This is a genomic window from Streptomyces sp. NPDC047017 (assembly GCF_040644175.1).
Classification (GTDB): Bacteria; Actinomycetota; Actinomycetes; order Streptomycetales; family Streptomycetaceae; genus Streptomyces.
In genome coordinates this window covers 185,117-208,410 of record NZ_JBEYVW010000015.1, presented here as the reverse complement: position 1 = coordinate 208,410, position 23,294 = coordinate 185,117, and the positions used below count along the sequence as shown (strand labels likewise).

Sequence of the window (23,294 nt, the reverse complement as noted above, 5' to 3'; positions counted from 1 at the left end):
TGCGCACAGCGTGCGCCGCCGCACCGTGAACGAGCCAGTTCCGTTGCCGGGACGGCAAAAAATCAGGTGCGGAATTCTCGGTCGGTGCCCCACCATGGGCCACATGGACGACACGATGGCCGAGCGTTTCCTCGAAGACGGGTTCGTGAAGATCGAGGGCGCCGTCGCGCCGCGCGTCGCCGAGGACTGCGCCCGCCTGCTGTGGCGCGAGACGGGCTACGACCCGGAGGACCCGGGCACCTGGCAGGAGCCGGTGGTCCGGGTCTCCGACATGGCGCAGGGCCCGTTCGCGGCGGCCGTCAACAGCCCCGCGCTGCACCGGGCGTTCGACCTGCTGGTGGGCGAGGGCCGCTGGACGCCCCGGTACTCGCTGGGCTCCTTCCCGCTGCGGTTCCCGCACGAGCGGGAGCCGGACGACGCGGGCTGGCACATCGAGGGGAGCTATCTGCCCGAGGGCGCCCGGTGGTACTGGGCGAACCTGCGCTCCCGGGACCGCGCGCTGCTCATGCTGTTCCTGTTCTCCGAGGTGACCGAGGACGACGCGCCGACCCGCATCCGGGTGGGCTCCCACCTGGACGTGCCCCCGCTGCTCGCACCGTACGGCGAGGCAGGCGTGTCCACGCTCAGGATCGCGCCGCGGCTGGTCGAGGCGTCGGCGCACCGCCCGCTCGCCCACGCCACCGGCCGCCCCGGCGACGTCTACCTCTGCCATCCCTTCCTGGTGCACGCCGCCCAGCCGCACCACGGCACCCGGCCGCGTTTCATGGCGCAGCCGCCGCTGTACCCGGCGGCGCCCTACGCGCTGGACCGGCCGGACGGGGCCTATTCACCCGTGGAGGCCGCGATCCGCCGGGGGCTGGGCCGCACGGACTGACCGGGGGCGCGGACCGACCGGGGCCGCGGACCGACCCGGGCGCGGACCGACCGGGGGCCCGACTGCCCGGGCGGCTCACCCCGGCGCCCGCGCCGGCCGGTTCAGGCGGTGGGCGGGCGGCGGAAGGCGCGCAGGGTGAAGACCGGGTCGGGGCGGGGGCGGTCCTGGTCGGGGAGGGCGGCCAGCCGGCTGGCGAACTCCTCGGCGCGCGGGGCGCCGGGCGGCAGCGTGACGAACCAGCCGCGCCGCAGGTCGGCGATGGTGCGGCGGGGGCTGCGGCCCTGGCCGCGGCCGGTGAAACGGGCCCGCCCGGCCGGCCACAGGCCGTGCTCGGTGGCGTACCGGACCACCAGGGCCTCGGCGTCCCGGGCGGGGCTGGGCGGCCGGGTGGCGAGTACGGCGTCGATGTCGCTGCCCACGTTGTGGGAGGCGGCCTTGTCGACCGTGGTGACGTACACCCCGCCGGGCCGCAGGGTACGGACGCACTCGGCGACGACCGCGCGGGCGTCGGCCGGGCTCGGCGCGAGGTGCAGCAGCCAGACGCCGGTGACCGCGTCGAATCGGCCGTCCGGGAAGGGCAGCCGGCGGCCGTCGGCGAGGACGACGGCACCGGGCAGGCGCGCCGCGGCCCGGCGGGCCATGCCGGGCGCCCGGTCGGCGCCGGTCACCCGCGCGCCCGGCAGGCCGGCGGCGAGGCGGCGGCTGACGATGCCGGTGCCGCAGCCGAGGTCGAGCAGGTCGCGCGTCCCCGGCGGCAGCAGGCCGAGGACCGCCTCGGCCGCGGCGGCGGCCCGGTCCTCACCGCCGCGTAAGTCGTCGTAGCGCTCGGCTTCCTCGTCGTAGTCCAGCACGCGGCTCTCTCCCCCTCCCGTCCGGCGGCCGGATGCGGCTCAGCCCGCCCCGTGGCCCGGCGCCAGGTCCTGGACGCGCCGGGCGAGCTGGAAGTCCTTGTCGGTGACGGCGCCGCCCGCGCTGTGCGTGTTCACGCTGAGGGAGACCGTGTGGTAGCCGAGGGTGAGGTCGGAGTGGTGGTCCAGTTCCTCCTGCACCTGGGCGATGTGCACGACCAGCGCGGCGGCCGCGAAGTGGGAGCCGAGCCGGTAGGCGCGGGTGAGCCGGTCCCCTTCCAGCGACCAGCCGGGCAGCTCGGCCAGCCGCTCCTCGATCTCCTTCTGGGGCAGCGGTTCGACGGGCATGGGCCGGCTCCCTTCCTGGGCGGCGCGCGGCCGCGCGCACACGTCGTGGCGGTACGGGGGCGTACCCGCCCAGCCTGCCACAGGACGGCTGCCGCGTCCCAGGTCAGCGGGGAGGGCGGGCCCCGGGCCGGTAAAAATTCGGCCGCCGGACGGAGCCCGGTCGGCTACGGTCCTCCTCATGACCATGGTCGCGACCAAGAACACCGTGCCCCCCGCCGACCCCACCGCCCCCGCGGGGCAGGGTGTGGGCCCGCTGCTGCGGGCCTGGCGGGAGCGGCGGCGCGTCAGCCAACTGGAGCTGGCGCTGCGCGCGGACTCCTCCGCCCGGCACATCAGTTTCATCGAGACCGGCCGGTCCCGGCCCAGCGAGGAGATGGTGCTGCGGCTGGCCGAGCACCTGGAGGTGCCCGTGCGGGAACGCAACGCCCTGCTGCTGGCGGCCGGTTACGCCCCGCGCTATCCGGAGACGTCGCTGGACGACCCGGCGCTGGGCGCGCTGCGGGAGGGCCTGGAGCGGCTGATCCAGGGCTACGAGCCGTATCCGGCGCTGGTGGTCGACGCCCTGTACAACGTGGTGACGGCGAACCGGGGCATCATGATGCTGCTGGAGGGCGTCCCCGAGCACCTGCTCGCCCCGCCGCTGAACGCGATACGGCTGACGCTGCACCCCGAGGGGATGGCGCCGCGCATCCGCAATCTGCCCGAGTGGCGCGGGCACCTGCTGGCGCAGATGGAGCGGGACATCGCGCTGCACCGCTTCCCGGCGCTGCGGGAGCTGTACGAGGAGGTCGCGGCCTACCCGGTGCCGGACCGCGGTGACGGGCAGGAGGCGGCGGGCGAGGTGCCGTACTTCGCGCTGCCGCTGCGGATCGAGCACCAGGGCCAGGTGCTGTCGTTCGTCTCCTCGATCTCCACCTTCAACACGCCCATGGACGTGACGGTGTCCGAGCTGGCCATCGAGACGTTCCTCCCGGCGGACCCGGCGACGGTCAAGTACTGCCATGCGCTGATGCCTTGAGACGTGCGGGCGTGGCACACTGCTGCGCGGACCTCGACACGTGGGGGGAGGGCGTGGCGTGAGTGAGCGGCGGCCGGCGCCCACCGTGGGGCAGGTGGTGCTGGGCAGGAGGCTCCAGGAGCTGCGGGACGCGGCCGGGCTGACGCGCGAGCAGGCCGCCCGGGTGCTGCGGGTGACGTCGGCGACGGTGCGGCGCATGGAGCTGGCCGAGGTCTCGCTGAAGATCCCGTACGTGCAGGTGCTGCTGGAGACGTACGGGGTGGCCGCCGAGGAGACCGCCCAGTTCGTGCACCTGGCCGAGGAGGCCAATGAGCCGGGCTGGTGGCAGCGGTTCCACGACGTGCTGCCGGACTGGTTCAGCCTGTACGTCAGCCTGGAGGGCGCCGCCCGGCTGATCCGCTCCTACGAGCCGCATTTCGTGCCCGGGCTGCTGCAGACCGAGGACTACGCGCGCGCCGTGCTGCGGTCCGGGACGGTCGGGCAGACCGGCGCGGAGGCCATCGAGCGGCATGTGTCGCTGCGCATGGCCCGCCAGGAGCTGCTGGAGCGGCCGGACGCGCCGCACCTGTGGGTGATCGTCGAGGAGACGGTGCTGCGGCGGCCGGTGAGCGTGCGCGGCGAGGTGATGCGCGAGCAGTTGGACAAGCTGCTGGAGTACACCGAGCGGGACCGGGTCACGGTGCAGGTCGCGGAGTTCGCGGCCGGTCCGCATCCGGGGACGTACGCGCCGTTCTCGCTGTTCCGCTTCGCCGAGCCGGAGCTGCCCGACATGGTGTACACCGAGTACCTGACCGGCGCCCTGTACCTGGACTCCCGCAGCGAGGTCGCCGTGCACCTGGAGGTGCTCGACCACATGACGGCGGCCGCCGCGTCCGTCGAACGCACCCGCAAGCTGCTGCGGGAGTGCCGCCACACCTACTGAACGGGCCCTCGCGCCCCCGCTGTTCACCCGCCGACCCCCACGCTGCCCGTCCAACGCCTTGACCGAGCCGAGGAGTACGCACCGCATGACCGGACCCGACGCCGCGCCCGCCCGTATCGACACCAGCCGGCCGCACCCGGCCCGGGTGTACGACTGGTGGCTGGGCGGCAAGGACAACTACCCGGTGGACGAGGAACTGGCCCGCCGGATCCTCGCCGTGGACGACACCGCCGTCCGGGGAGCGCGGGCCAACCGGCGGTTCATGCAGCGGGCGGTACGGGCGGCCGCCGAGGCGGGCGTACGGCAGTTCCTGGACATCGGCACCGGCATCCCCACGGAGCCCAATCTGCACCAGGTGGCCCAGGGCGTCGCACCCGAGTCGCGGGTCGTGTACGCCGACAACGACCCGATCGTGCTGCGGCACGCCGAGGCGCTGCTGACCGGCTCCGCGCAGGGCTCCACCGACTATGTGCACGCCGATGTCCGTGAGCCCGGCACGATCCTGGACCTGGCCGCCCGGTCGCTGGACTTCTCCCGGCCCGTCGCGCTGTCGCTGGTGGCGCTGACGCACTACCTCTCCGACGCGGCCGACGGGGACGACGTGCACGGCCTGCTGAAGCGGTACGTCGACGCCCTCGCGCCGGGCAGCCATCTGATCGTCTCGCAGGTGACGCCGGACCTGAACCCGGAGGCGGTGGGCCGGGCCGCGGAGCTGTTCGCCCGCAACGGCACGCCGTTCCACCCCCGTTCCCTGACGGAGTTCGCCCGGTTCTTCGCGGGGCTGCGGCTGCTGGGGCCGGGGATCATCCCGGTGACGGGCTGGCGGCCGGAGCCGGTGGACGTGGCGGCCCAGGCGGAGGGCATCGTGCCGGTGTACGCGGGGGTCGCGGTCAAGCCCTGACCGCCGGCCCCGGGCTCCGGCCGGCCTCCTGAATCAGGCGGCGCCTCCCTTGGGCTCCCGGTCGTCGTCGACGATCTCCGCGTCCACGACGCCCTCGTCGTCCTGCGCACCGGCCTGACCGCCCTGACCGGTCTGCCCCGGCTCGCCCGGGCCGCCAGGTTCCTGCTGGGCCTGGGCGTACAGGGCCTGGCCCATCTTCTGGCTGACGGCGGCGAGTTCGTCCACGCCGGTGCGCAGGGCGGTGGTGTCGGCGTTCTCCTCCAGCAGGGTCTTGACCCGGGCGGCGGCCGACTCGACCTCGGTCCTGGTGTCCGCGGGGACGCGGTCGCCGTTGTCGCGGAGGAACTTCTCGGTCTGGTAGACGAGTTGCTCGGCCTGGTTGCGGGTCTCGGCGGCCTCGCGGCGGCCGCGGTCCTCCTCGGCGTACTGCTCGGCCTCGCGCATCATGCGGTCGATGTCGTCCTTGGGCAGCGCCGAGCCGCCGGTGACGGTCATCTTCTGCTCGCGGCCGGTCGCCAGGTCCTTGGCGAAGACGTGCATGATCCCGTTGGCGTCGATGTCGAAGGCGACCTCGATCTGCGGCACGCCGCGCGGGGCGGGCGGCAGCCCGGTGAGGTCGAAGACGCCGAGCTTCTTGTTGTAGGCGGCGATCTCGCGTTCGCCCTGGTAGACCTGGATGCCGACGGAGGGCTGGTTGTCGTCGGCGGTGGTGAAGATCTCCGAACGGCGGGTGGGGATCGTGGTGTTGCGCTCGATCAGCTTCGTCATGATGCCGCCCTTGGTCTCGATGCCCAGGGACAGCGGGGTGACGTCCAGGAGCAGGACGTCCTTGACGTCGCCGCGGATCACCCCGGCCTGGAGGGCGGCGCCCACGGCGACCACCTCGTCCGGGTTGACGCCCTTGTGCGGGTCCTTGCCGGTGAGTTCGCGCACCAGATCGGTCACGGCGGGCATCCGGGTGGAGCCGCCGACGAGGATCACGTGGTCGATGTCGGAGAGTTTGACGTTCGCGTCCTTGACCGCCTGGTGGAACGGCTTGGTGCAGCGGTCCAGCAGATCGGCGGTGAGTTCCTGGAACTGGGCGCGGGTGAGCTTCTCGTCCAGGTGCAGGGGGCCCTCGGCGGACGCGGTGATGTACGGCAGGTTGATCGTGGTCTCGGTGGACGAGGACAGCTCGATCTTCGCCTTCTCCGCCGCCTCGCGCAGTCGCTGCACGGCCATCCTGTCCTTCGACAGGTCCACGCCCTGCTGCCCCTTGAACCGCTTGACCAGGTGCTCGACGATCCGCTGGTCCCAGTCGTCGCCGCCCAGGCGGGTGTCGCCGTTGGTGGCCTTGACCTCGATGACGCCGTCGCCGATCTCCAGCAGGGACACGTCGAAGGTGCCGCCGCCCAGGTCGAAGACGAGGACGGTCTGCTCCTCGCCCCGGTCCAGGCCGTAGGCGAGCGCGGCGGCCGTGGGCTCGTTGATGATCCTTAGCACATTCAGGCCGGCGATCTCACCGGCCTCCTTGGTGGCCTGCCGCTGCGCGTCGTCGAAGTAGGCGGGGACGGTGATCACGGCGTCGGTGACGTCCTCGCCGAGATAGGCCTCGGTGTCCCGCTTGAGCTTCTGGAGCACCCGCGCCGACAGCTCCTGCGCCCGGTAGCGGGTGCCGTCGACGGAGCCCTCCTCGGGGAAGCGCCAGTGCGCGTCGCCCATGTGACGTTTGACGGAACGGGCGGTGCGGTCCACGTTGGTCACCGCCTGCCGCTTGGCGACCTCCCCGACGAGCACCTCGCCGCTCTTGGCGAACGCCACCACCGACGGCGTGGTGCGCGCGCCCTCGGCGTTGGCGACGACCGTGGGCTCGCCGCCCTCCAGGACGGCCACCACCGAGTTGGTCGTCCCGAGATCGATCCCGACCGCACGTGCCATCGTCGTCCCCTTTCCACCCGGTCCTGTTTCCACCCGGCCCTGTCCACCTGGGTCCTGCGGACCGGGTACCCCGGCGGGGCGGAACGACGACGCCGGACCCCGGGAACACCGGCGCCGCGCCTTCGGGGACGAGGGCGCGGCGTCGGCGGGGCGGCCGCTCGCGTCAGGCGAGCTTGGCCTCCAGGGTGATCGTGGTGCCGGTCAGGGCCTGGCTGACCGGGCAGTTCTTCTTGGCGTCCTCGGCTGCGGCGACGAAGGCGTCGTCGTCGAGGCCGGGGACGGTGCCCTCGACGGTGAGGTGGATGCCGGTGATGCCCTCGCCCGGCTGGAAGGTCACGTCCGCCTTGGTCTCGATCCTGGTGGGCGGGGTGCCGGCGCCGGCCAGGCCGTGCGAGAGGGCCATGGAGAAGCAGCTGGAGTGGGCGGCGGCGATCAGTTCCTCGGGGCTGGTCTTCCCGTTGGCCTGCTCGGCGCGCGACGGCCACGACACCGGCTGGCTGCCGATACCGGAGGAGTCGAAATCGACGACGCCGCTGCCTTCGAGCAGGTTGCCTTCCCAGACGGTGTGTGCGGTGCGCGTGGTTGCCACGGTGTGTTCCTTGCCTTTCGCCTACGCCTGGGAGCCCGTTTCCCGGGCTCCTTCGCACCCATCCGATCACATCCGTGCCTCGCACACCTGTCGAACAGGCCGCGGGACGGAGGCGATGTGCCGTGCTCCGCGGCGCTCAGGCGGCCCGTTCCTCCGGTTCCGCGGTGAGCGGCACCCGCCGGCCGGCGGCGGCCTCGCTCAGCCAGCGGCGCAGGACGCCGTGGATCTGCTCGGCGCCCACGAGCGGGCCGCTGTCCTCGGCGGGCGGGGAGCACACCAGCGGTGACAGCAGGAACGGGCGGCCCTGCGCCCCGCCGAGCCCGCCGTGCGAGCCGATCTGCTCCTCGAAGGCGAGGACTTCGCCGTCGGCCGGGTCGTACAGGGAGTTGACCATGATGTCGGCGGTGTGCGGGAAGGCGTGGGTGCGCCGGACGGCGTCGGCGGCGCCCGGGCCGAAGGCGGCCAGCGGCCCCGGGTCGGTGTCCAGGTCGTCCAGGGGCGCCTGGAAGCCGCGCGCGCCGAGCAGCACGCCGCCGTGCTGCTCGCTGCGCACCAGCAGGAAGCCGACGCCGGGGTGGTCGGCGAGGGTGGGCAGCAGCGCGGGGTGGCGGGCGTCGATCTCCTCCCGGCTCATCCGGTGCGGCACGTCCGGGAAGGAGATCAGGCCCAGGTTGCCGGAGGCGAGGACCACGGGCTCGGCGCGGCGGCCGGCGGGCGGGCGCGGCGGCCGGTGCTCCTCGACCGGGCGGCGCAGCGCGGCCCGGACCGCGGCGCGCGCCTCGGCGCCGCTGCGGGTGCGGCCGGCCCGGCGCGGCACGGGCAGTCCGCAGCCGGCCCGGACCAGATCGGCCAGGGTCAGGCCGTAGCGGGCGTGGAAGGTCTCACCGGGACTCTGGCCGTGGTCCGACAGGACGACGATCCGGTACGGGCGCGGGGCGTGCTCGGCGGCGTCCTCGATCAGCGCGAGCGCGCGGTCCAGGCGTTCCAGCACCTGGTGCGCGTCGCGGCTGTGCGGCCCGGAGTGGTGGGCCACCTCGTCGTAGGCGACGAGGTCGGCGTAGACGGCGGTGCGGCCGGCGAGCAGGTCGCCCATGACGGCGGCCACCACGACATCCCGTTCGACGACGGTGGCGAAGGCCCGCACCAGCGGGTACAGGCCGGCGCGGGAGACGCGCGGGCGCTGTCCGCGCAGCCGGGCGCGGACGGACTGGCCGATCTCGCGGCCCACCTCGGCGATGAAGGACAGCGCGGTGCGCACGGCGTTGGCGGGGTCGCAGAAGTAGGCGAAGTATCCGGCCCGGGAGCGGTTGTCGCGGCCCCGGCGGGCCGCGACGGACAGCACCAGGGCGAGTTCGCCGGCGCCGCCGCCGAACAGGTTGCCGCGGCTGGCACCGTCGGCGGCGAGCAGTCCGCCGTCGCCGGTGCGGGCGACGGCGCGGCGCTGGAGTTCGACGGCGCTGGCGGGCCGGTTGCAGACCATCACCTCGCCGGTGTCCTTCTCGTACCAGCGGAAGGCGGGCACGTCGTGGTTGCTGCCGTGCAGGATGCCGAGCTGGCTGGCGCCGGTCTGGCTGGACCAGTCGGTGCGCCAGGGGGTGAGCCGGTGGGTGGCCTCCTGGCCCGGGCCGGCGCCGAGCCAGCGGGCGACGGTCGGCATCAGTCCCCTGTCGACGGCGTCGCGCAGCACGTCGTGGCCGACGCCGTCGAGCTGGAGCATGAGGGTGCCGGGCGTCGCCGGGCACGGCGGCCGGTGCCGGCGGCGGCGGTCGGCGAGCCGGTGCAGCCGGCGCCGGTAGGCGTCGTCGTCGCGGACGGCGAGGGCGCCGCCGGTGGCGGAGGCGACCGCGGACATCACCGCGGCCACGATGACCGCGGTCTCGGGGGCGGCGCTGGGGTGGCCGGAGGGGTTGACGCGCAGGGCGAGCAGGAGCAGCGAGCCGTTGAGGAAGAACACCAGCAGCCCGAGGACCAGCGCGGGCACGAGCAGCAGCAGCTGGACGAGCAGCGGCCAGACGACGGCCGAGAGCACACCGAAGGCGCCGGCGCCGAGGGCGGCGGTGACGGCGATGGTGGTGGCGCTGTCGCCGTCGGCCGACTGGAGCCGGAAGTCCGGCAGGGCTCCGGCGAGCAGCAGCATCGTGAGCGTGGAGACGGCCCACACCGCGATGCTCCGCCCCGCCTGACTGGCGGCCCGCCGCCACCACCCGTCCCGCACGCCCGCACACCTCACGTCCCGGCCCGGTCGTCCGCACGGGCCCGGTCCAGCTTGTCACACGGGCGGGAGGGGGCGGCCGGGGCGCCGCGGGAGGGGCTGGTCACTGTCGGCCGGCTGCCGGCTGCCGGCTGCTAGCGGCCGTCGTAGCCGGCGGTCGGCATGGACAGGCGGCGGTGCACGCAGGCCTTCATCTGGGCGTCGTACGACGGCTCGGCCCGGCCCACCGTCTCCACCCGCACACCCCGCCGCGCGCACTCCGCGGTGAACGCCTCCACGGAGGACAGCGCCCGCTCCAGCACCCGGCGGCTGGGCGCGACGAACAGGTCCATGCCGGGGCGCACGCCCTCCCACAGGGCGCAGTGGTCGGGGCGCAGGCCGCGGACGAGCAGTTCGCGCGCGATGACATAGCCGTGTTCGGCCGCCCACCGGGCGCACATGGCGTGCTGGCCGCGGGAGTCGACGAGGAAGGGGTCGTCGTTCAGCTCCTCCAGTGGCGTCAGGCTGGCGATCGCCGTCACGCGGACCGGCGTCGCGGCGGCCGCGCCCCGGGCGTCCCGCACCTGTCCCATGGAGTCCCCCTCACCTCCGGGTTTTCGCCGCCGACCCTACCCCTGCACGTAGGCTCAGGGGGAGTCGCGCGAAGGAGGCAAAGAAGTGCCGGTGGAGATCACCTGGTGGGGTCACGCGACGTGCACGGTCGAGGATTCGCACGTACGTGTGCTGACCGATCCGCTGTTCGCCCGCCGTCTCGCGCATCTGCGCCGTCGCCGGGGCGCGCCGCCGCCACCGTGCGCCCGGCGCGCGGATCTGGTACTCGTCTCCCATCTGCACGCCGACCACCTGCATCTGCCGTCGCTGGCCGGGCTCGCCCCGGGCACGTGGGTGCTGGTGCCGCGCGGTGCGGCGCGGGCCGTGCCGGGGCTGCGCCGGCTCGCGCGGCCGGGCGGGCTCAGGATCACCGAGGTGGCGCCGGGCGACCGGGTCGGGGCCGGGCCGGTCTCCGTGCGGGTGGTGTCCGCGTGGCACGACGGACGGCGGCTGCCGGTGGGGCCGCGTCGCTGCCCCGCGCTGGGTTTCGTCGTCGAGGGCGAGGCGCGGACGTACTTCGCCGGGGACACCGGTCTGTTCGAGTCGATGGCCGAGGAGGTCGGGCCGGTGGACACGGCGCTGCTGCCGGTGGGCGGCTGGGGGCCGTCCCTGGGCGAGGGGCACCTGGACGCGGGCCGGGCGGCCGAGGCGCTGGCCCGGCTCTCGGCGCGCAGTGCGGTGCCGGTGCACTACGGCACGTACTGGCCGATCGGGATGGACGCTGTGCGCCCCCACGAGTTCTATGCGCCGGGTGATGAGTTCGTGCGCCTGGCCGCGCTGCGTGCGCCGGGGGTCGCGGTGCACCGGCTCGGGCACGGCGAGAGCGTGCGCCTGGAGGTCGTACGGTGATACGGCTCGCCGTCGCGGTGACGACCGTGGTGCCGCCGGAGTCCACGCAGCAGGCGCTCGGCCTTCCGTCGCTGTTCCTGCTGGTGCTGATCGGGGCGCTGGTGCCGGTGGTGCCGACCGGCGCGCTGGTCAGTTCGGCGGCGGTGGTCGCGGTGCACCAGACAGCGCCGTTCTCGCTGGCGCTGGTGTTCCTGACGGCGTCGTCGGCCGCGTTCCTCGGGGACGCGGCGCTGTACTGGCTGGGGCGGCGCGGGCTGCGGTCGAAGAACGGTTCGCGCTGGCTGGAGGCGATCCGGTCGCGCGCGCCGGAGGACCGGCTCGCGCAGGCGCAGGAGAAGCTGACCGAGCACGGGGTGGCGGTGCTGGTGCTGTCCCGGCTGGTGCCGGCCGGGCGCGTCCCGGTGATGCTGGCCTGCCTGCTGGCCAAGTGGCCGCTGCGCCGCTTCGCCCGCGGCAACCTGCCCGCCTGCCTGGCCTGGGCGGTGACGTACCAGGTGATCGGCATCCTGGGCGGCTCGCTGTTCAAGGCGCCCTGGGAGGGCGTGGTCGCCGCGATCGGACTGACGGTGCTGCTCGGCGCGGCGCCGAGCGCGTGGCGCCGGGTCCGGCGGTCGGCGCTCGCCCACCGCTCGAACTGAGCTGACGCCCGGCGGTGGCTGTGGTGGCTGTGGGTGGCTGTAGGTCGTGGTCCGCCGGGCCGCGCGTGGCGCTGAGTCATGGCTCAACTGCCCGCACATGCCGCCGTGTTGACCCAACGGCCTGCGCGTGCCACGCGCCCTGATCCGGCCTTCCGTCCGCCGGGCCGTGGGCCGTGGGCCGTGGGCCGTGGGGCCTTACGTCCTGTCCTGCCCCGACGGCCCACGCGTGGCGGGTGCGCCTCGGCCCGACCGCCTGCCGGGCCGCGCGCGCCACCGCGCCGCGTCCCGCCCCACCCCGCCCCGTCTCAGTCCAGCACGCGTGAGGCCCCCACCGGCAGGTCCCACAGGTCTTCGCGGGGCAGGCCGGCCTTCTCCCAGGCGGTGCGGACTCGGGCGAGGGGTTCGAGGACCGGTTCGGCGGAGAGGACGAACGTGCCCCAGTGCATGGGCGCCATCCGGCGGGCGCCGAGGTCCACCGCGGCCTGCACCGCCTCCTCCGGATCGCAGTGGACGTCGCTGAGCCACCAGCGGGGGTCGTAGGCGCCGATGGGCAGCAGGGCGAGGTCGATACCGGGGTAGCGGCTGCCGATACGGGAGAACCAGTGGCCGTAACCGGTGTCACCGGCGAAGTACACGCGCTGCCCGTCGGGGGCGGTGAGCACCCAGCCGCCCCACAGGCTCCGGCAGGTGTCGGTGAGGGTGCGCTTGGACCAGTGGTGGGCGGGCACGAAGTCGAGGCGCAGGCCGTCCAGTTCGGCCGCCTCCCACCAGTCCAGCTCGGTGACGCGGGTGAAGCGTCTGCGCTGGAACCAGCGGGCGAGCCCGGCGGGCACGAACACCGGGGTGTCGCGCGGGAGCCGGCGCAGGGTGGGCGCGTCCAGGTGGTCGTAGTGGTTGTGGCTGATGACGACCGCGTCGACGCGCGGCAGCGCCTGCCAGTCCACGCCGACCGGCGTGATACGGGCCGGGGTGCCGATGATGCGGCGCGACCACACCGGGTCCGTCAGTACGGTCAGGCCGCCGATCCGGACGACCCAACTGGCGTGCCCCGCCCAGGTGACGGCGACGGTCCGGGCGTCCACCCGGGGCAGTGGCCCCGGCTCGTACGGCACCAGCGGGATGCCGGCGAGTCCGTCCCGGCCCGGGCGTACGGCCCCCTCGCGGGCGAACCGGGCGAGGGCCTTGAGGCCGGGCAGCGGCGCGGTGAGCCGGTCGTGGAAGGCCCGCGGCCACACCCGCCGCTCCCCCAGCGGCCGGGGCTCGGCGAGCGGCGGGAACGCGGCGGGCGGCGCGGGTGCGAGGGTGGACGCGCTCAGGACGTCGTCGTCCCGGACACCGCCCGGGCTGGTGGTCGCGGACGTGGTCGACTCGGACTGCTGCGTCATCGAGGAAGCTCCCATCGCCGAGCGTCGTCACGGAGATCGTCGAAGACGGACTCCAAGGAGGTCAACGCGCGTCGCACCTGCGGCAGTTCCATCGGCGCCGGGGACCGGAGGCACTGCGTGCGCTCCTCGTCGGTGGCGCCGAGCAGTTCCGCGGTGGACAGGCGTACGCGCAGCGCGGCGAGGTCGTCGCCGAAGCGGTGCCCGCCGGGCGTGCTCATGCCCAGGCGGGCGCCGAGGTAGTCCTCCAGTTCCTGCGCGTCGCCGACCCCGCGGGCGGCCAGCGCGGGGCGCAGCGGGCCCAGGTCGGCGTACAGATGACGGCCGGCCTGCGGCGGCCGGGCCGGCGCGCCCGCGGCGACCACCACGGCGTGCGCGGCGCGCGCCACGCGCGCGTGCAGGCGCGTGGCGGCGGTCAGGCGCGCGGTCACCGGGCCGGGTTCGGCCAGGGCGTAGGCGGCCGCGGCGGCGACCGGTTCGGCGATCCGGGCGTCCAGCGCGGTGAGGATGTCGAGCACGCGCGCGTGCAGCGCGTCGCCGGTGGGACCGGCCGGGAAGCGGGCGATCGCCGCGGGCCAGCCGGCCGGCAGGAAGGCGCCGGCGAGGTCGCTGACGACGGTGACCCGCTCGGGCAGCATCTCGGCGGGGCTGAGCAGCACCCTCTCGTGCGGCGCGTGCACGGTGTCGCGCCAGGTCTCGTCGCTGACCAGGTGCAGTCCCTCACCGGTGGCGGCCTCGACGGTCTCGTGCAGCAACTCCGGCGGTGCGACGGTGGCGGTGGGGTCGTCGGCGACGGACAGCACCAGCAGCCGCGGGTCGCCGCCCTCGGCGCGCACCCTGCGGACGGTCTCCAGCAGGGCGTACGGGTCGGGTACGCCGCCGCACTCGGCCGGGGTGGCCACCGGGAAGGCGGGTCTGCCGAGGAGCCGGGCGTACGGCGCCCACCAGGCGGCGCAGGGCCGGGGCACCAGGACGTCACCGCCGAGCGCGGCGGTCAGCGCGAGCAGCAGGGACGGCGCCCCGGGGGCGGCGGCCACCCGGTCGGGCCAGGTGGCCAGTCCGCGGCGCGTCCAGTAGCCGCAGGCCGCGTCCAGGAGTGCCGTACCGCCGCCGATGGGCCTGTCCCGGCCGCTCGCCGCGGCCGCGGCGAGCGCGGCGGACAGCTCCGGCAGGACGGGCAGTCCGTCGTCGGGGAGGGCCGACGGCCCGTAGCGGACGGGGCCGTGGCCTTCGGGGTCCGTCCGCCGCATGGGTACCTCCGCGCAGTCCCGGACGGCGAGTCGTGTCGTCCTGTCGCTGTGGGCCTGTGGTCGTGGCCCGGTGCCGGGCCCGGTGCTGTCATGCGCCCGGTCGCCGGGTACCCGGGCGGGCGCCGTTCCATGGCCGCGGGGGCGGGTCGCGCGGATCACAACGGGCCCCGTGACGTCCGTACGTCCGCGCGTCCCTGGCCCGGTCAGCCCTCCTCCCTCCTGCGCCGCCACAGCCGGTGCGCCGCGCCGCAGAGCGCGAACGCGATGAGCGCGGCGCCGCCGATCAGCGCCGGCAGGGACGCGGTGAAGGAACCGCCCTCGCCGGCCTGTACGCCGTGCTGGGTCGCGCCGGGGACGCGTGAGGGCTGGTCACGGCCGGGGTCCCGGGTGTCCTCGGGGCGGCCGGGGGCGCGGGAGGGGGACGCGTGCGGGGCCGCCTGGCCGTGGGTGGGGTCGTACGAGGAGGAGGTGCCACGGGAGGGGGCGTACGAGGACGCGCGGGAGGCGGCGGGGGCGGGGGCGGTGTCCGGAACGGAATCCGGGCCCGGACCGGAGTCGAGGGCCGGGCCGGAGTCGAGGGCCGGGTCGTCGCCGGGGCCCACTCCGGGGTCGTGGGCGAGCGCGTCCCGCAGGATCGGGTCCTGCAAGGGGTCCTGCAGCATCTGGTCCGGCGGCAGGTCGCCGGCGGAGGTGGCCTGGGGCGCGGGGGCCGGCAGGGCACCCCCGGCGGGGACCGGCAGGCCGTCACCGGAAGCAGAATCGGAAACGGCAGCGGGACCGGACCCCGATACGGCCGGATTGCCCCGCGCGGCCGGAGGTGCCGACCGGGCCGGATGCTCCGACCGGGCCGCCGGAGCCGTCGCGGCGGCGGCCGAGGTGGCGGCTGTCGCGGCGGACCCCGTTATGAGACCGGCCAGGACGGCGGCGGACAGGGCGCGGGAGGTGGTTCGGCGCATGGGCGGGGCTCCTCGGACCGGCGGACGGCGAACGGCACGGCGTCCGTGCCTTCTGAGCCATCACAGCCCCCGGCGTCGCGCACCGCGCGCGGCCGAGCCCCATTCGCGGGACACCGGCGGGCCTATCGGGTGACGGACGGACGGCGTACCGGAAAGCCCGTGTCGGCTCCGCCTGCACGGGTACGCGGGGGGCCACCCCCGACCGATCTGGAGGGAGATATGCAGCGAGGCAGCGACCGGCTGAGTGTCCACCGTGACGACGAGATGAAGCACGAACTGCAGGGACTGCTCAGGTCGGGCCACCCCACGCGGAGCGAGGAGTGGCACGACCCGGAGCCGACCGCCGAGGACGACCCCGAGGTCTGGGGCGGACCGGTGGCCCCGGGCGGGTCCCGGGCGTCCCTGGAGACCGTGCGCCTGGAACTGGCCAGGATCCTGGGCCGCAGCGCCTTCCCCGCGGCACCGGGCGAACTGGCCCGCGTACTGCGCCGCAAGAACGCGCCCGACGCGCTGATCGAGGCGCTGGAACAGCTGCCGCGCAAGGCGCACTACGCCAATGTGCAGGAGCTGGCGAAGGACCTGACCCGCGACGAGCGGCCCGCACGGGAGGACCGTGCCTAGGCGCGCGGACCTGCCGCCGCCGGGACGGCGGCACGGGGCCAGGAACGGCAACAGGAAGGGTCCGAGGTGACGGCGGAACTCGTCAGGGACGCCATGACACCGGGTGTCGTCGCCGTGCGGCCGGACGCCTCGCTCGTCGAGGCGGCCGGGCTGATGCTCGCCCACGACATCGGTGACGTCGTCGTGGCCGACGGGCACCAGATCGTCGGTGTGCTCACCGACCGCGACATCGTGGTGCGGGCCGTGGCCGAGGGCCTCGACCCGCAGACGGTGAGCGCGGGGTCGGTGTGCACGTCCGATCCGCTGGTCGTCGGTCCGCTGGACCCCGTCGAGGCGGCCGTGGCGCTGATGCGCGAGCACGCCGTGCGCCGGCTGCCCGTCGTCGAGGACGGCCTGCCCGTCGGCGTGGTGAGCCTGGGCGACCTGGCGGAGGCCCAGGACCCGGGCTCGGCGCTCGCCGGCATCAGCCGGGCCGAGCCGGACACCGGACCGGACCCGCGCTCGGCCCCCGGGCCCGCCGGTCCCGGACCGGCCGGCCCTGGCGCGGCCGGTCCGGGAACGACCGGTCCGGGAACGACCGGCTCCGGAACCGAATCCGGCACGTGGCCATGAGGCACACGGTCATGAGACGCACGGCCATGAGACCCAACGCCATGAGCCACGCGGCCATGGGATACGCGGCCCCGAGACACGCCGCCCTGGGACGTGTGGTCACCGGACGCGCGGCCACCGCACCCCTGGTGACGAGACGCGCGCCCACCGGACCGGGCCGCCGCGCCCGCCCGGTCACGCTCCGGGCGAAGAACAGGCACGCCGGGGGCGAACAGCCCGCCGGCGGTCGACGAGAGGACTTGGAACCATCATGCGCATCGCATTTCTGACCGCACCCGAGGGCGTGGAGCAGGTCGAGCTGACCGAGCCGTGGAAGGCGGCGCGGGAGGCCGGGCACGAACCCGTGCTCGTGTCCACGCAGTCCGGCCAGGTCCAGGGGTTCGACCACCTGGACAAGGCGGACACGTTCACCGTCGACGAGGTCGTCGGGGAGACCTCCGCCGATTCCTTCGGTGGACTGGTCCTGCCGGGTGGCGTGGCCAACCCGGACTTCCTGCGCATGGACGAGAAGGCCGTCGCGTTCGTGCAGGACTTCTTCCAGCAGGGGCTTCCGGTGGCCGCGATCTGCCACGCGCCGTGGACGCTGGTCGAGGCCGACGTCGTACGCGACCGGACGCTGACCTCGTGGCCGAGCCTGCGCACGGACATCCGCAACGCGGGCGGCACCTGGGTCGACGAGCAGGTGAAGGTCTGCGGCAACGGCCCGAACACACTGGTGACCAGCCGTAAGCCGGACGACCTGAAGGCGTTCTGCCGGACCTTCCTGGAGGTGTTCGGCCACAAGAGCGGCTGAGGGAGAGCGGCTGAGGCCGTTCGCCGCGGTTCCCCGGGCGGTTCCCCTCCCCGGGCGGTTCCCCGGACGGAGCGGTGCCCGCCGACGCGCTCACCCCGCGCGCCGGCGGGCACCGCTCCGGTCAGCCGCGTTCCCGGGCGCCCTCGCGGGTGCGGCCCGCGGCGACGGGCCGCCGCGGGTTGCGGCGCAGGTACTCGCCCTCCAGCTGCGCCATGCGCTCGTTGTGGGCCCGCAGCGCGTCGTTGGAGCCGTACAGCAGCGTGTCGTGCCGCGTGCGGTGGATGGTCTCCAGCTCCTTCATGAGTTGCTGGTCGTCCAGCCGGTCCGGGTCGACTCCGGTCATCGCGATGCCCCGTTCGTCGTGTTCGTCCATGCGGTCCGGGTACCCGCCCGGCGAGCACTGCCACCGAACGGCATCCCGGAGGGAGCCATGGATCTCGCCTTCCTGCATCCACTGTACGAACATCCCGGCCCCTGGGCCTCCGTGTACGTCGACACCTCGCGGCACACGGAGGACACCGCGCACGAGCTGCACCTGACGGCCCAGGCGATGGTCCGGGAACTGGCGCGGCAGGGCGCGGACGAGGCCACCTGCCACGCCGTGGAGGACGCGGCCGAGGAGCTGCGCCACTCCCCCGACCCGCACGGCCGGGCCTTCTTCGCGCGGGCCGGCACGGTCGTCCTGGACCCGCCGCTGGCCCGGCCCCCGCAGGGGGACAGCCGGGCCGAGTGGGCGCCGCTGCCCCGGGTGGGCCCACTGCTCGAACTGGCGGGTGAGGACCCGGTGGCGATCGTGGCGTACGTCGACCGCAAGGGCGCCGACTTCGAGCTGCGCAGCGCGCTGGGGCGGCGGCCGGCGGGCACGGTGGCCGGGCGGCAGTGGCCGATCCACCGGACGAGCACCGTCGACTGGTCGGAGCGGCACTTCCAGCTGAAGGTGGAGAACACCTGGGAGCACAACGCGGCGGAGATCGCCGACGCGCTCAGTGTCTGCCAGGAGGAGGCCGGGGCCGATCTGCTGATCATGGTCGGTGCCGAGCGGGAGCGGCACGAGGTGCGCGACCGGCTGCCCAAGCGGCTGCACGACCGTGTGGTGGAGGCGTCGCACGGCGCCGGCAGCAGGCTCCTGGACGAGGACGTGGAGCAGTTGCGCGCCGAGCGTGTGCGGGACCGGATCGATGGCGAGCTGGACCGTTTCCGGGCCGCCCGGGCGCCCGACGACACGGGTCGCGCCGGTGCCGTGGAGGGGGTGCCCGCGCTGGTCGAGGCGGCCCGCGAACACCGTCTTGAGGAGTTGCTGATCCGTCCCGAGGGCGCCGACGCCCATCGTGGGGTGTGGATCGGCGAGGACGCGGACCAAGTGGCGACGCGCCGTACGGAGCTGACCGTGCTCGGCGAGCAGAACTCCTGGTCGGCGCGTGCCGACGACGCGTTGATCCGCTCGGCGGTCGCCACGGACGCGGCGGTCTTCTCGCTGGCCCCGGTGACTCCCCTGCGGGAGGAGGACGCGCCGAGCGGCGGGCTGGGCGCGATCCTGCGCTGGAAGTGACCGGCGCGCGCCCGGGACCCGGGGCCGGGGGCCGGCAGCCCGCGGCCCCGGGGAACCCCTGGGGCCCGGCTACCGGGCCCGTTCCACCCGCCGTTCGTCCCACACCGGCTCCGCGGTCTCCCGGACCCGGCCGTCGCTGCCGAAGACGAGGTAGCGGTCGAAGGAGCGGGCGAACCAGCGGTCGTGGGTGACGGCGAGGACGGTGCCCTCGAACGCCTCCAGGCCCTCTTGGAGCGCCTCGGCGGACTCCAGGTCGAGGTTGTCGGTGGGCTCGTCCAGGAGCAGGGCGGTGGCGCCCGCCAGTTCGAGCAGCAGGATCTGGAAGCGGGCCTGCTGGCCGCCGGAGAGCCGGTCGAAGCCCTGCTCCGCCTGGCCGGTCAGCTCGTAGCGGCGCAGCCGGGACATGGCGGCGCCGCGGTCCTGCGCGTGCTCGGACCACAGGATGTCCAGCAGGGTACGGCCCTGGAGTTCGGGGTGGGCGTGGGTCTGGGCGAAGTGGCCCGGGACCACGCGCGCGCCCAGCTTCCACGCGCCCGTGTGGGCCACGTCCCCACCGGCCAGCAGCCGCAGGAAATGGGACTTGCCGGAGCCGTTGGAGCCGAGCACGGCGACCCGCTCGCCGTAGAAGACCTTCAGGTCGAACGGTTTCATCAGGCCGGTCAGTTCCAGGCCCTGGCAGGTGACGGCGCGTACGCCGGTGCGGCCGCCCTTGAGGCGCATCCGGATGTCCTGCTCGCGGGGCGGCTCCGGCGGCGGGCCGGCCTCCTCGAACTTGCGCAGCCGGGTCTGGGCGGCCTGGTAGCGGGAGGCCAGTTCGTGGCTGACGGTGGCGGCCTGCCGCAGGCTCAGCACCAGCTTCTTCAGCTGCGCGTGCTTCTCGTCCCAGCGGCGGCGCAACTCCTCGAAGCGGGCGAAGCGTTCGCGCCGGGCCTCGTGGTAGGTGGCGAAGCCGCCGCCGTGCGCCCAGGCGTCGGCGCCGGCCGGTCCGGGCTCGACCGAGATGATCTTCTCGGCGGCGCGGGCGAGGAGTTCGCGGTCGTGGGAGACGAACAGGACCGTCTTGCGGGTCTCCTTGATGCGCTCCTCCAGCCAGCGCTTGCCGGGCACGTCGAGGTAGTTGTCGGGCTCGTCGAGCGGCAGCACCTCGTCGGTGCCGCGCAGCAGCGCCTCCAGGACCAGCCGCTTCTGCTCGCCGCCGGACAGGGTGCGCACCTGCCGCCACTGCGCCTTCTCGTATCCCACGCCGAGCGCGGCCGTGGTGCACATGTCCCACAGGGTCTCGGCCTCGTAGCCGCGTGCCTCGGCCCAGTCGGAGAGGGCCTGCGCGTACTGGAGCTGGGCGGCCTCGTCGTCGACCGTCATCAGGGCGTGCTCGGCGGCGTCCACGGCCCGCGCGGCCTCCCGGACCCGCGGCGGGGCGACCGACACGAGCAGGTCGCGTACGGTCGTCTCGTCCCGTACGGACCCCACGAACTGCCGCATCACGCCGAGGCCGCCGCTGACGGTGACCGTGCCGCCGTGCGGTTTCAGCTCGCCGGAGATCAGCCGGAGCAGGGTCGTCTTGCCCGCGCCGTTGGGTCCGACGAGGGCCACCGCGGCGCCCTCGCCCACCCGGAAGGAGACGTCGCCGAGCAGCGCCCTCCCGTCGGGCAGGTCGTATGCGAGGTGCGCGGCTTCCAGGTGTCCCATGGTCAGGCATTGTGTCCGCCGCCGGGAGATCCGGGCAAACCCATATCGCCGCGCGCGTGCAGTGATCACCGCCGCGCGCATGGCGTGATCGCCGTCGCGCGCGTGGCGGGCAGGCATCGGACACACAAGATCGGACGCACAAGAAACGGCCACTTCAGGGTATCGGTGCCTGTATGAGCCCAGACGTCGACCTCACCGTCCCCAAGACCGGTGCGCACAGCGCGCTGAAGCGGCTGCTGGCAGCGGACTGCCGGCTGTTCGAGGCAGCGGCCGAGCGCCACTGGCCCGGCGCCGGGCCCGTGCTGCCCCGGCTGAGCCGCAGCGCCAACCACGGCGTGCTGTGGTTCGCCGCGGCGGCCGCCATCGCGGCCACCCGCACCCCGCGCGCCCGCCGTGCCGCCGTGCGGGGCCTGGCCTCCCTGAGCCTGGCCTCGCTGACCATCAACACGCTCGGCAAGCGCTCGGTGCGCCGCCCGCGGCCCGTCCTGGACCCGGTGCCGATGATGCGCCGGCTCAAGCAGCAGCCGATCACCACGTCCTTCCCGTCCGGGCACGCGGCCTCCGCCGCCGCCTTCGCCGCCGGTGTGGCGCTGGAGTCCCCGGGCTGGGGCGCGGCGGTGGCCCCGGTGGCCCTCTCGGTGGCGGTCTCCCGGGTGTACACCGGCGTCCACTTCCCGAGCGACGTGCTGGCGGGCGCGGCGCTCGGCGTGGGGGCCGCGTTCGCCGTACGGGGCCTGGTGCCCACGCGGGCGCAGGTGGTGCCGCCGGCCCGGCCGCTGGCCGAGGTGCCCGCGCTGCCGGAGGGCGAGGGCCTGGTCCTGGTGGCCAACCACGCCTCCGGCACCGCCGAACGGGCCCGGGCCCTGCGCGACGCGCTGCCCGCCGCCGAGATCGTCGAGTGCGACCCGGAGGATGTCGCCGAGGAACTGGAGAAGGCGGCGGCGCGGGCCCGGGTGCTCGGGGTGTGCGGCGGCGACGGCACCGTGAACACGGCCGCCGGGGCCGCCCTGCGGCACAACCTGCCGCTCGCGGTGCTGCCCGGCGGCACCCTCAACCACTTCGCGTACGACCTGGGCGTGGAGGACGCGCGGGCCCTGAGCCGGGCCGTGGAGCGGGGCGAGGGGGTGCGGGTGGACGTGGGCCGCTTCAGCTCCGGGCGCGCCGAGGGCATCTTCCTCAACACTCTCAGCCTCGGCGTCTACCCCGAGCTGGTGCGGGAGCGCGAGCGCTGGTCGGAGCGGATCGGCGGCTGGCCGGCCGGGGTGCTGGCGGCGCTGCGGGTGCTGCGCGCGGACCGCCATCCGCTGCGGGCGGAGCTGCGGGGGCGCGTCCGCCCGATGTGGCTGCTGTTCGCCGGGAACGGCACCTATCACCGCATGGGCCTGGCGCCGGGCCGCCGGCTCGACCTGGCCGACGGGGCGCTGGACGTACGGGTGGTGCACGGCGGCCGGTGGCCGGCCCTGCGGCTGCTGTCCGCCGCGCTGGCGGGCCCGATCTCCCTCCCCCGGGCGCTGCGCACCGGCCGGCAGCCGCACCCCATCCATTCGGAGGCCCGGATGCGCCGGCTGGTCCTGAAGGGACTGGCGCCCGGCACGCTGCTCGCCTACGACGGCGAGGTCACGGAGGTGGAGGGCGAGGTCCGCCTGGAGAAGCTGCCCGAGGCGCTGACGGTGTACCGGCCGCTGCCCGCCGGCACCCGCCCCTGACGGCCGCCGCGTCTCCCGCGCCCGGCGGCCACCACCGCCCGTACCCGCGGCCGCCGGCGCCCGTGACTGACTGGCCGTCAGTCCATATAGCAATACGCTGGTCTCAACATTCGGCATGCGCGCGTACCGTGATCCGTACCGCCCCGGGGCCACGGGCCCGCCGGGCAAGGGTGACGAGAAGGGGTACCGCCATGCCGAAACCGCGCGAGACGGCCGTCTACACACACGGGCACCACGAGTCCGTACTGCGCTCGCACACCTGGCGCACCGCCGCCAACTCGGCGGCCTACCTGACCGGCTCGCTCAAGCCCCATATGAAGGTCCTGGACATCGGCTGCGGGCCGGGCACCATCACCGCCGACCTGGCCGAACTGGTCCCCGACGGGCATGTCACGGGCGTCGACCAGGCGCCGGGCGTGCTGGAGCAGGCGCGGGCCACGGCCGCCGGGCGGGGCCTGGACAACGTCGACTTCGCGGTCGCGGACGTACACGCCCTGGACTACCCGGACGACACGTTCTGCGTGGTCCACGCCCATCAGGTGCTGCAGCACGTGGGGGACCCCGTGCAGGCGCTGCGCGAGATGCGGCGGGTGACACGGCCGGGCGGGTTCGTCGCCGTCCGGGACGCGGACTACGCGGCGATGACGTGGTACCCCGAGGTGCCGGGCCTGGACGCCTGGCTGGAGCTGTACGAGCGGGTGGCCCGCGCCAACGGCGGTGAGCCGGACGCGGGCCGCCGGCTGCGGTCCTGGGCGCTGCGGGCGGGCTTTCCCGAGGCCGCCGTCACGGCCACCTCCGGCACCTGGACGTACGCGACCCGCGAGGAGCGGGAGTGGTGGAGCGGGCTGTGGGCCGACCGCACCCTGGCCTCGGCGTACGCCGAGCGGGCGGTCGGGGGCGGGCACGCGACCGAGGAGGAACTGCGGGCCGTCTCCCGCGCGTGGCGCGAGTGGGGCGGGCACGAGGACGCCTGGTTCGCCGTCCTGCACGGCGAGATCCTGTGCCGCAAGGACGCCTGACCAGGCACCG

At 74.9% G+C, this 23,294-nt stretch carries 22 protein-coding genes and 1 pseudogene; 12 read left to right on the top strand and 11 right to left on the bottom strand.

What is annotated here, in order from left to right; translation table 11 throughout:
- Positions 1-103: 103 nt before the first annotated feature.
- On the top strand, positions 104-874 hold the full coding sequence (locus ABZ858_RS25070) for a phytanoyl-CoA dioxygenase family protein (protein ID WP_361382705.1): 771 nt from the start codon (positions 104-106) through the stop codon (positions 872-874).
- Positions 875-975: 101 nt separating this feature from the next.
- On the opposite strand, the gene ABZ858_RS25065 is transcribed toward ABZ858_RS25070, so the two are convergent.
- On the bottom strand, positions 976-1,725 hold the full coding sequence (locus tag ABZ858_RS25065) for a class I SAM-dependent methyltransferase (RefSeq protein ID WP_361382702.1): 750 nt from the start codon (positions 1,723-1,725) through the stop codon (positions 976-978).
- A 39-nt stretch (positions 1,726-1,764) separates the two neighbouring features.
- Positions 1,765-2,070, bottom strand: a complete 306-nt coding sequence (locus tag ABZ858_RS25060) for a 4a-hydroxytetrahydrobiopterin dehydratase (RefSeq protein ID WP_361382699.1) — start codon at positions 2,068-2,070, stop codon at positions 1,765-1,767.
- A gap of 178 nt (positions 2,071-2,248) precedes the next feature.
- Here ABZ858_RS25060 and ABZ858_RS25055 point away from each other — a divergent pair, with 178 nt between their 5' ends.
- The 3 genes from ABZ858_RS25055 (at position 2,249) to ABZ858_RS25045 (ending at position 4,911) form a co-directional block, all read left to right on the top strand.
- Positions 2,249-3,088 carry a helix-turn-helix transcriptional regulator gene (locus ABZ858_RS25055; RefSeq protein ID WP_361382696.1) on the top strand — a complete coding sequence of 280 codons (840 nt, stop codon included), beginning with the start codon at positions 2,249-2,251 and terminating at the stop codon, positions 3,086-3,088.
- A gap of 58 nt (positions 3,089-3,146) precedes the next feature.
- Positions 3,147-4,010: a helix-turn-helix transcriptional regulator gene (locus ABZ858_RS25050; protein ID WP_361382693.1), complete on the top strand. Its 864-nt coding sequence runs from the start codon at positions 3,147-3,149 to the stop codon at positions 4,008-4,010.
- 85 nt (positions 4,011-4,095) lie between these two features.
- The gene (locus ABZ858_RS25045; protein WP_361382690.1) at positions 4,096-4,911 is read left to right on the top strand and encodes an SAM-dependent methyltransferase; all 816 of its coding nucleotides are present in this window, start codon (positions 4,096-4,098) and stop codon (positions 4,909-4,911) included.
- A gap of 33 nt (positions 4,912-4,944) precedes the next feature.
- Here the strand turns inward: ABZ858_RS25045 and dnaK are convergent, their stop codons facing one another.
- The 4 genes from dnaK to ABZ858_RS25025 form a co-directional block, all read right to left on the bottom strand.
- Positions 4,945-6,828, bottom strand: a complete 1,884-nt coding sequence (gene dnaK, locus ABZ858_RS25040) for a molecular chaperone DnaK (protein ID WP_361382687.1) — start codon at positions 6,826-6,828, stop codon at positions 4,945-4,947.
- Between the two features lie 163 nt (positions 6,829-6,991).
- On the bottom strand, positions 6,992-7,417 hold the full coding sequence (locus ABZ858_RS25035) for an OsmC family protein (RefSeq protein ID WP_361382684.1): 426 nt from the start codon (positions 7,415-7,417) through the stop codon (positions 6,992-6,994).
- A 136-nt stretch (positions 7,418-7,553) separates the two neighbouring features.
- Positions 7,554-9,632, bottom strand: a complete 2,079-nt coding sequence (locus ABZ858_RS25030; protein ID WP_361382681.1) for an alkaline phosphatase family protein — start codon at positions 9,630-9,632, stop codon at positions 7,554-7,556.
- A gap of 131 nt (positions 9,633-9,763) precedes the next feature.
- Entirely contained in the window at positions 9,764-10,201 is a 438-nt protein-coding gene (locus ABZ858_RS25025) for a hypothetical protein (protein WP_361382678.1), read from the bottom strand.
- Positions 10,202-10,286: 85 nt separating this feature from the next.
- Between ABZ858_RS25025 and ABZ858_RS25020 the strand changes: the two genes are divergently transcribed.
- Both ABZ858_RS25020 and ABZ858_RS25015 read left to right on the top strand, forming a co-directional pair.
- Positions 10,287-11,069 (top strand): MBL fold metallo-hydrolase, encoded by a 783-nt coding sequence (locus tag ABZ858_RS25020; RefSeq protein WP_361382675.1) that lies wholly within the window; start codon positions 10,287-10,289, stop codon positions 11,067-11,069.
- A complete protein-coding gene (locus ABZ858_RS25015) occupies positions 11,066-11,707 on the top strand; it encodes a VTT domain-containing protein (RefSeq protein WP_361382672.1) in 642 nt (213 codons plus the stop codon). Before ABZ858_RS25020 ends, ABZ858_RS25015 begins: the two co-directional genes overlap by 4 nt.
- A 305-nt stretch (positions 11,708-12,012) precedes the next feature.
- On the opposite strand, the gene ABZ858_RS25010 is transcribed toward ABZ858_RS25015, so the two are convergent.
- The 3 genes from ABZ858_RS25010 to ABZ858_RS25000 form a co-directional block, all read right to left on the bottom strand.
- Positions 12,013-13,092, bottom strand: a complete 1,080-nt coding sequence (locus ABZ858_RS25010; RefSeq protein WP_361382669.1) for an MBL fold metallo-hydrolase — start codon at positions 13,090-13,092, stop codon at positions 12,013-12,015.
- Positions 13,089-14,339 (bottom strand): aminotransferase class I/II-fold pyridoxal phosphate-dependent enzyme, encoded by a 1,251-nt coding sequence (locus ABZ858_RS25005; RefSeq protein WP_361382666.1) that lies wholly within the window; start codon positions 14,337-14,339, stop codon positions 13,089-13,091. The genes ABZ858_RS25010 and ABZ858_RS25005 overlap by 4 nt, the downstream gene beginning before the upstream one ends.
- A 203-nt stretch (positions 14,340-14,542) precedes the next feature.
- Positions 14,543-15,295, bottom strand: coding sequence for a hypothetical protein (locus ABZ858_RS25000; protein WP_361382663.1), 753 nt, complete (start codon positions 15,293-15,295; stop codon positions 14,543-14,545).
- 219 nt (positions 15,296-15,514) lie between these two features.
- On the opposite strand from ABZ858_RS25000, the gene ABZ858_RS24995 reads away from it, so the two are divergent.
- From ABZ858_RS24995 to ABZ858_RS24985, 3 genes and pseudogenes are all read left to right on the top strand, one after another.
- On the top strand, positions 15,515-15,916 hold the full coding sequence (locus tag ABZ858_RS24995) for a DUF2795 domain-containing protein (protein WP_361382660.1): 402 nt from the start codon (positions 15,515-15,517) through the stop codon (positions 15,914-15,916).
- Between the two features lie 93 nt (positions 15,917-16,009).
- Positions 16,010-16,399: pseudogene (locus ABZ858_RS24990) on the top strand (CBS domain-containing protein); the annotation flags it as partial.
- Positions 16,400-16,778: 379 nt separating this feature from the next.
- Positions 16,779-17,321: a type 1 glutamine amidotransferase domain-containing protein gene (locus ABZ858_RS24985; RefSeq protein ID WP_361382657.1), complete on the top strand. Its 543-nt coding sequence runs from the start codon at positions 16,779-16,781 to the stop codon at positions 17,319-17,321.
- A 121-nt stretch (positions 17,322-17,442) separates the two neighbouring features.
- Here ABZ858_RS24985 and ABZ858_RS24980 read toward each other — a convergent pair whose 3' ends face one another.
- Positions 17,443-17,694, bottom strand: a complete 252-nt coding sequence (locus ABZ858_RS24980; RefSeq protein WP_361382654.1) for a DUF6158 family protein — start codon at positions 17,692-17,694, stop codon at positions 17,443-17,445.
- 57 nt (positions 17,695-17,751) lie between these two features.
- Here ABZ858_RS24980 and ABZ858_RS24975 point away from each other — a divergent pair, with 57 nt between their 5' ends.
- Positions 17,752-18,870 carry a Vms1/Ankzf1 family peptidyl-tRNA hydrolase gene (locus ABZ858_RS24975; RefSeq protein ID WP_361382651.1) on the top strand — a complete coding sequence of 373 codons (1,119 nt, stop codon included), beginning with the start codon at positions 17,752-17,754 and terminating at the stop codon, positions 18,868-18,870.
- Between the two features lie 69 nt (positions 18,871-18,939).
- On the opposite strand, the gene ABZ858_RS24970 is transcribed toward ABZ858_RS24975, so the two are convergent.
- The gene (locus ABZ858_RS24970; RefSeq protein WP_361382648.1) at positions 18,940-20,559 is read right to left on the bottom strand and encodes an ATP-binding cassette domain-containing protein; all 1,620 of its coding nucleotides are present in this window, start codon (positions 20,557-20,559) and stop codon (positions 18,940-18,942) included.
- A 173-nt stretch (positions 20,560-20,732) separates the two neighbouring features.
- Between ABZ858_RS24970 and ABZ858_RS24965 the strand changes: the two genes are divergently transcribed.
- Both ABZ858_RS24965 and ABZ858_RS24960 read left to right on the top strand, forming a co-directional pair.
- Positions 20,733-22,265: a phosphatase PAP2 family protein gene (locus tag ABZ858_RS24965; RefSeq protein WP_361382645.1), complete on the top strand. Its 1,533-nt coding sequence runs from the start codon at positions 20,733-20,735 to the stop codon at positions 22,263-22,265.
- Positions 22,266-22,456: 191 nt separating this feature from the next.
- Positions 22,457-23,284: a class I SAM-dependent methyltransferase gene (locus tag ABZ858_RS24960; RefSeq protein WP_361382642.1), complete on the top strand. Its 828-nt coding sequence runs from the start codon at positions 22,457-22,459 to the stop codon at positions 23,282-23,284.
- Positions 23,285-23,294: the final 10 nt, after the last annotated feature.

Bases quoted from the DNA above. Each gene is read 5' to 3' on its own strand.
- ABZ858_RS25070 (WP_361382705.1), top strand. From the start codon at position 104: ATGGACGACACGATGGCCGAGCGTTTCCTCGAAGACGGGTTCGTGAAG.
- ABZ858_RS25060 (WP_361382699.1), bottom strand. From the start codon at position 2,070: ATGCCCGTCGAACCGCTGCCCCAGAAGGAGATCGAGGAGCGGCTGGCC.
- ABZ858_RS25055 (WP_361382696.1), top strand. From the start codon at position 2,249: ATGACCATGGTCGCGACCAAGAACACCGTGCCCCCCGCCGACCCCACC.
- ABZ858_RS25045 (WP_361382690.1), top strand. From the start codon at position 4,096: ATGACCGGACCCGACGCCGCGCCCGCCCGTATCGACACCAGCCGGCCG.
- dnaK (WP_361382687.1), bottom strand. From the start codon at position 6,828: ATGGCACGTGCGGTCGGGATCGATCTCGGGACGACCAACTCGGTGGTG.
- ABZ858_RS25025 (WP_361382678.1), bottom strand. From the start codon at position 10,201: ATGGGACAGGTGCGGGACGCCCGGGGCGCGGCCGCCGCGACGCCGGTC.
- ABZ858_RS25010 (WP_361382669.1), bottom strand. From the start codon at position 13,092: ATGACGCAGCAGTCCGAGTCGACCACGTCCGCGACCACCAGCCCGGGC.
- ABZ858_RS25005 (WP_361382666.1), bottom strand. From the start codon at position 14,339: ATGCGGCGGACGGACCCCGAAGGCCACGGCCCCGTCCGCTACGGGCCG.
- ABZ858_RS25000 (WP_361382663.1), bottom strand. From the start codon at position 15,295: ATGCGCCGAACCACCTCCCGCGCCCTGTCCGCCGCCGTCCTGGCCGGT.
- ABZ858_RS24995 (WP_361382660.1), top strand. From the start codon at position 15,515: ATGCAGCGAGGCAGCGACCGGCTGAGTGTCCACCGTGACGACGAGATG.
- ABZ858_RS24985 (WP_361382657.1), top strand. From the start codon at position 16,779: ATGCGCATCGCATTTCTGACCGCACCCGAGGGCGTGGAGCAGGTCGAG.
- ABZ858_RS24980 (WP_361382654.1), bottom strand. From the start codon at position 17,694: ATGGACGAACACGACGAACGGGGCATCGCGATGACCGGAGTCGACCCG.
- ABZ858_RS24975 (WP_361382651.1), top strand. From the start codon at position 17,752: ATGGATCTCGCCTTCCTGCATCCACTGTACGAACATCCCGGCCCCTGG.
- ABZ858_RS24970 (WP_361382648.1), bottom strand. From the start codon at position 20,559: ATGGGACACCTGGAAGCCGCGCACCTCGCATACGACCTGCCCGACGGG.
- ABZ858_RS24965 (WP_361382645.1), top strand. From the start codon at position 20,733: ATGAGCCCAGACGTCGACCTCACCGTCCCCAAGACCGGTGCGCACAGC.
- ABZ858_RS24960 (WP_361382642.1), top strand. From the start codon at position 22,457: ATGCCGAAACCGCGCGAGACGGCCGTCTACACACACGGGCACCACGAG.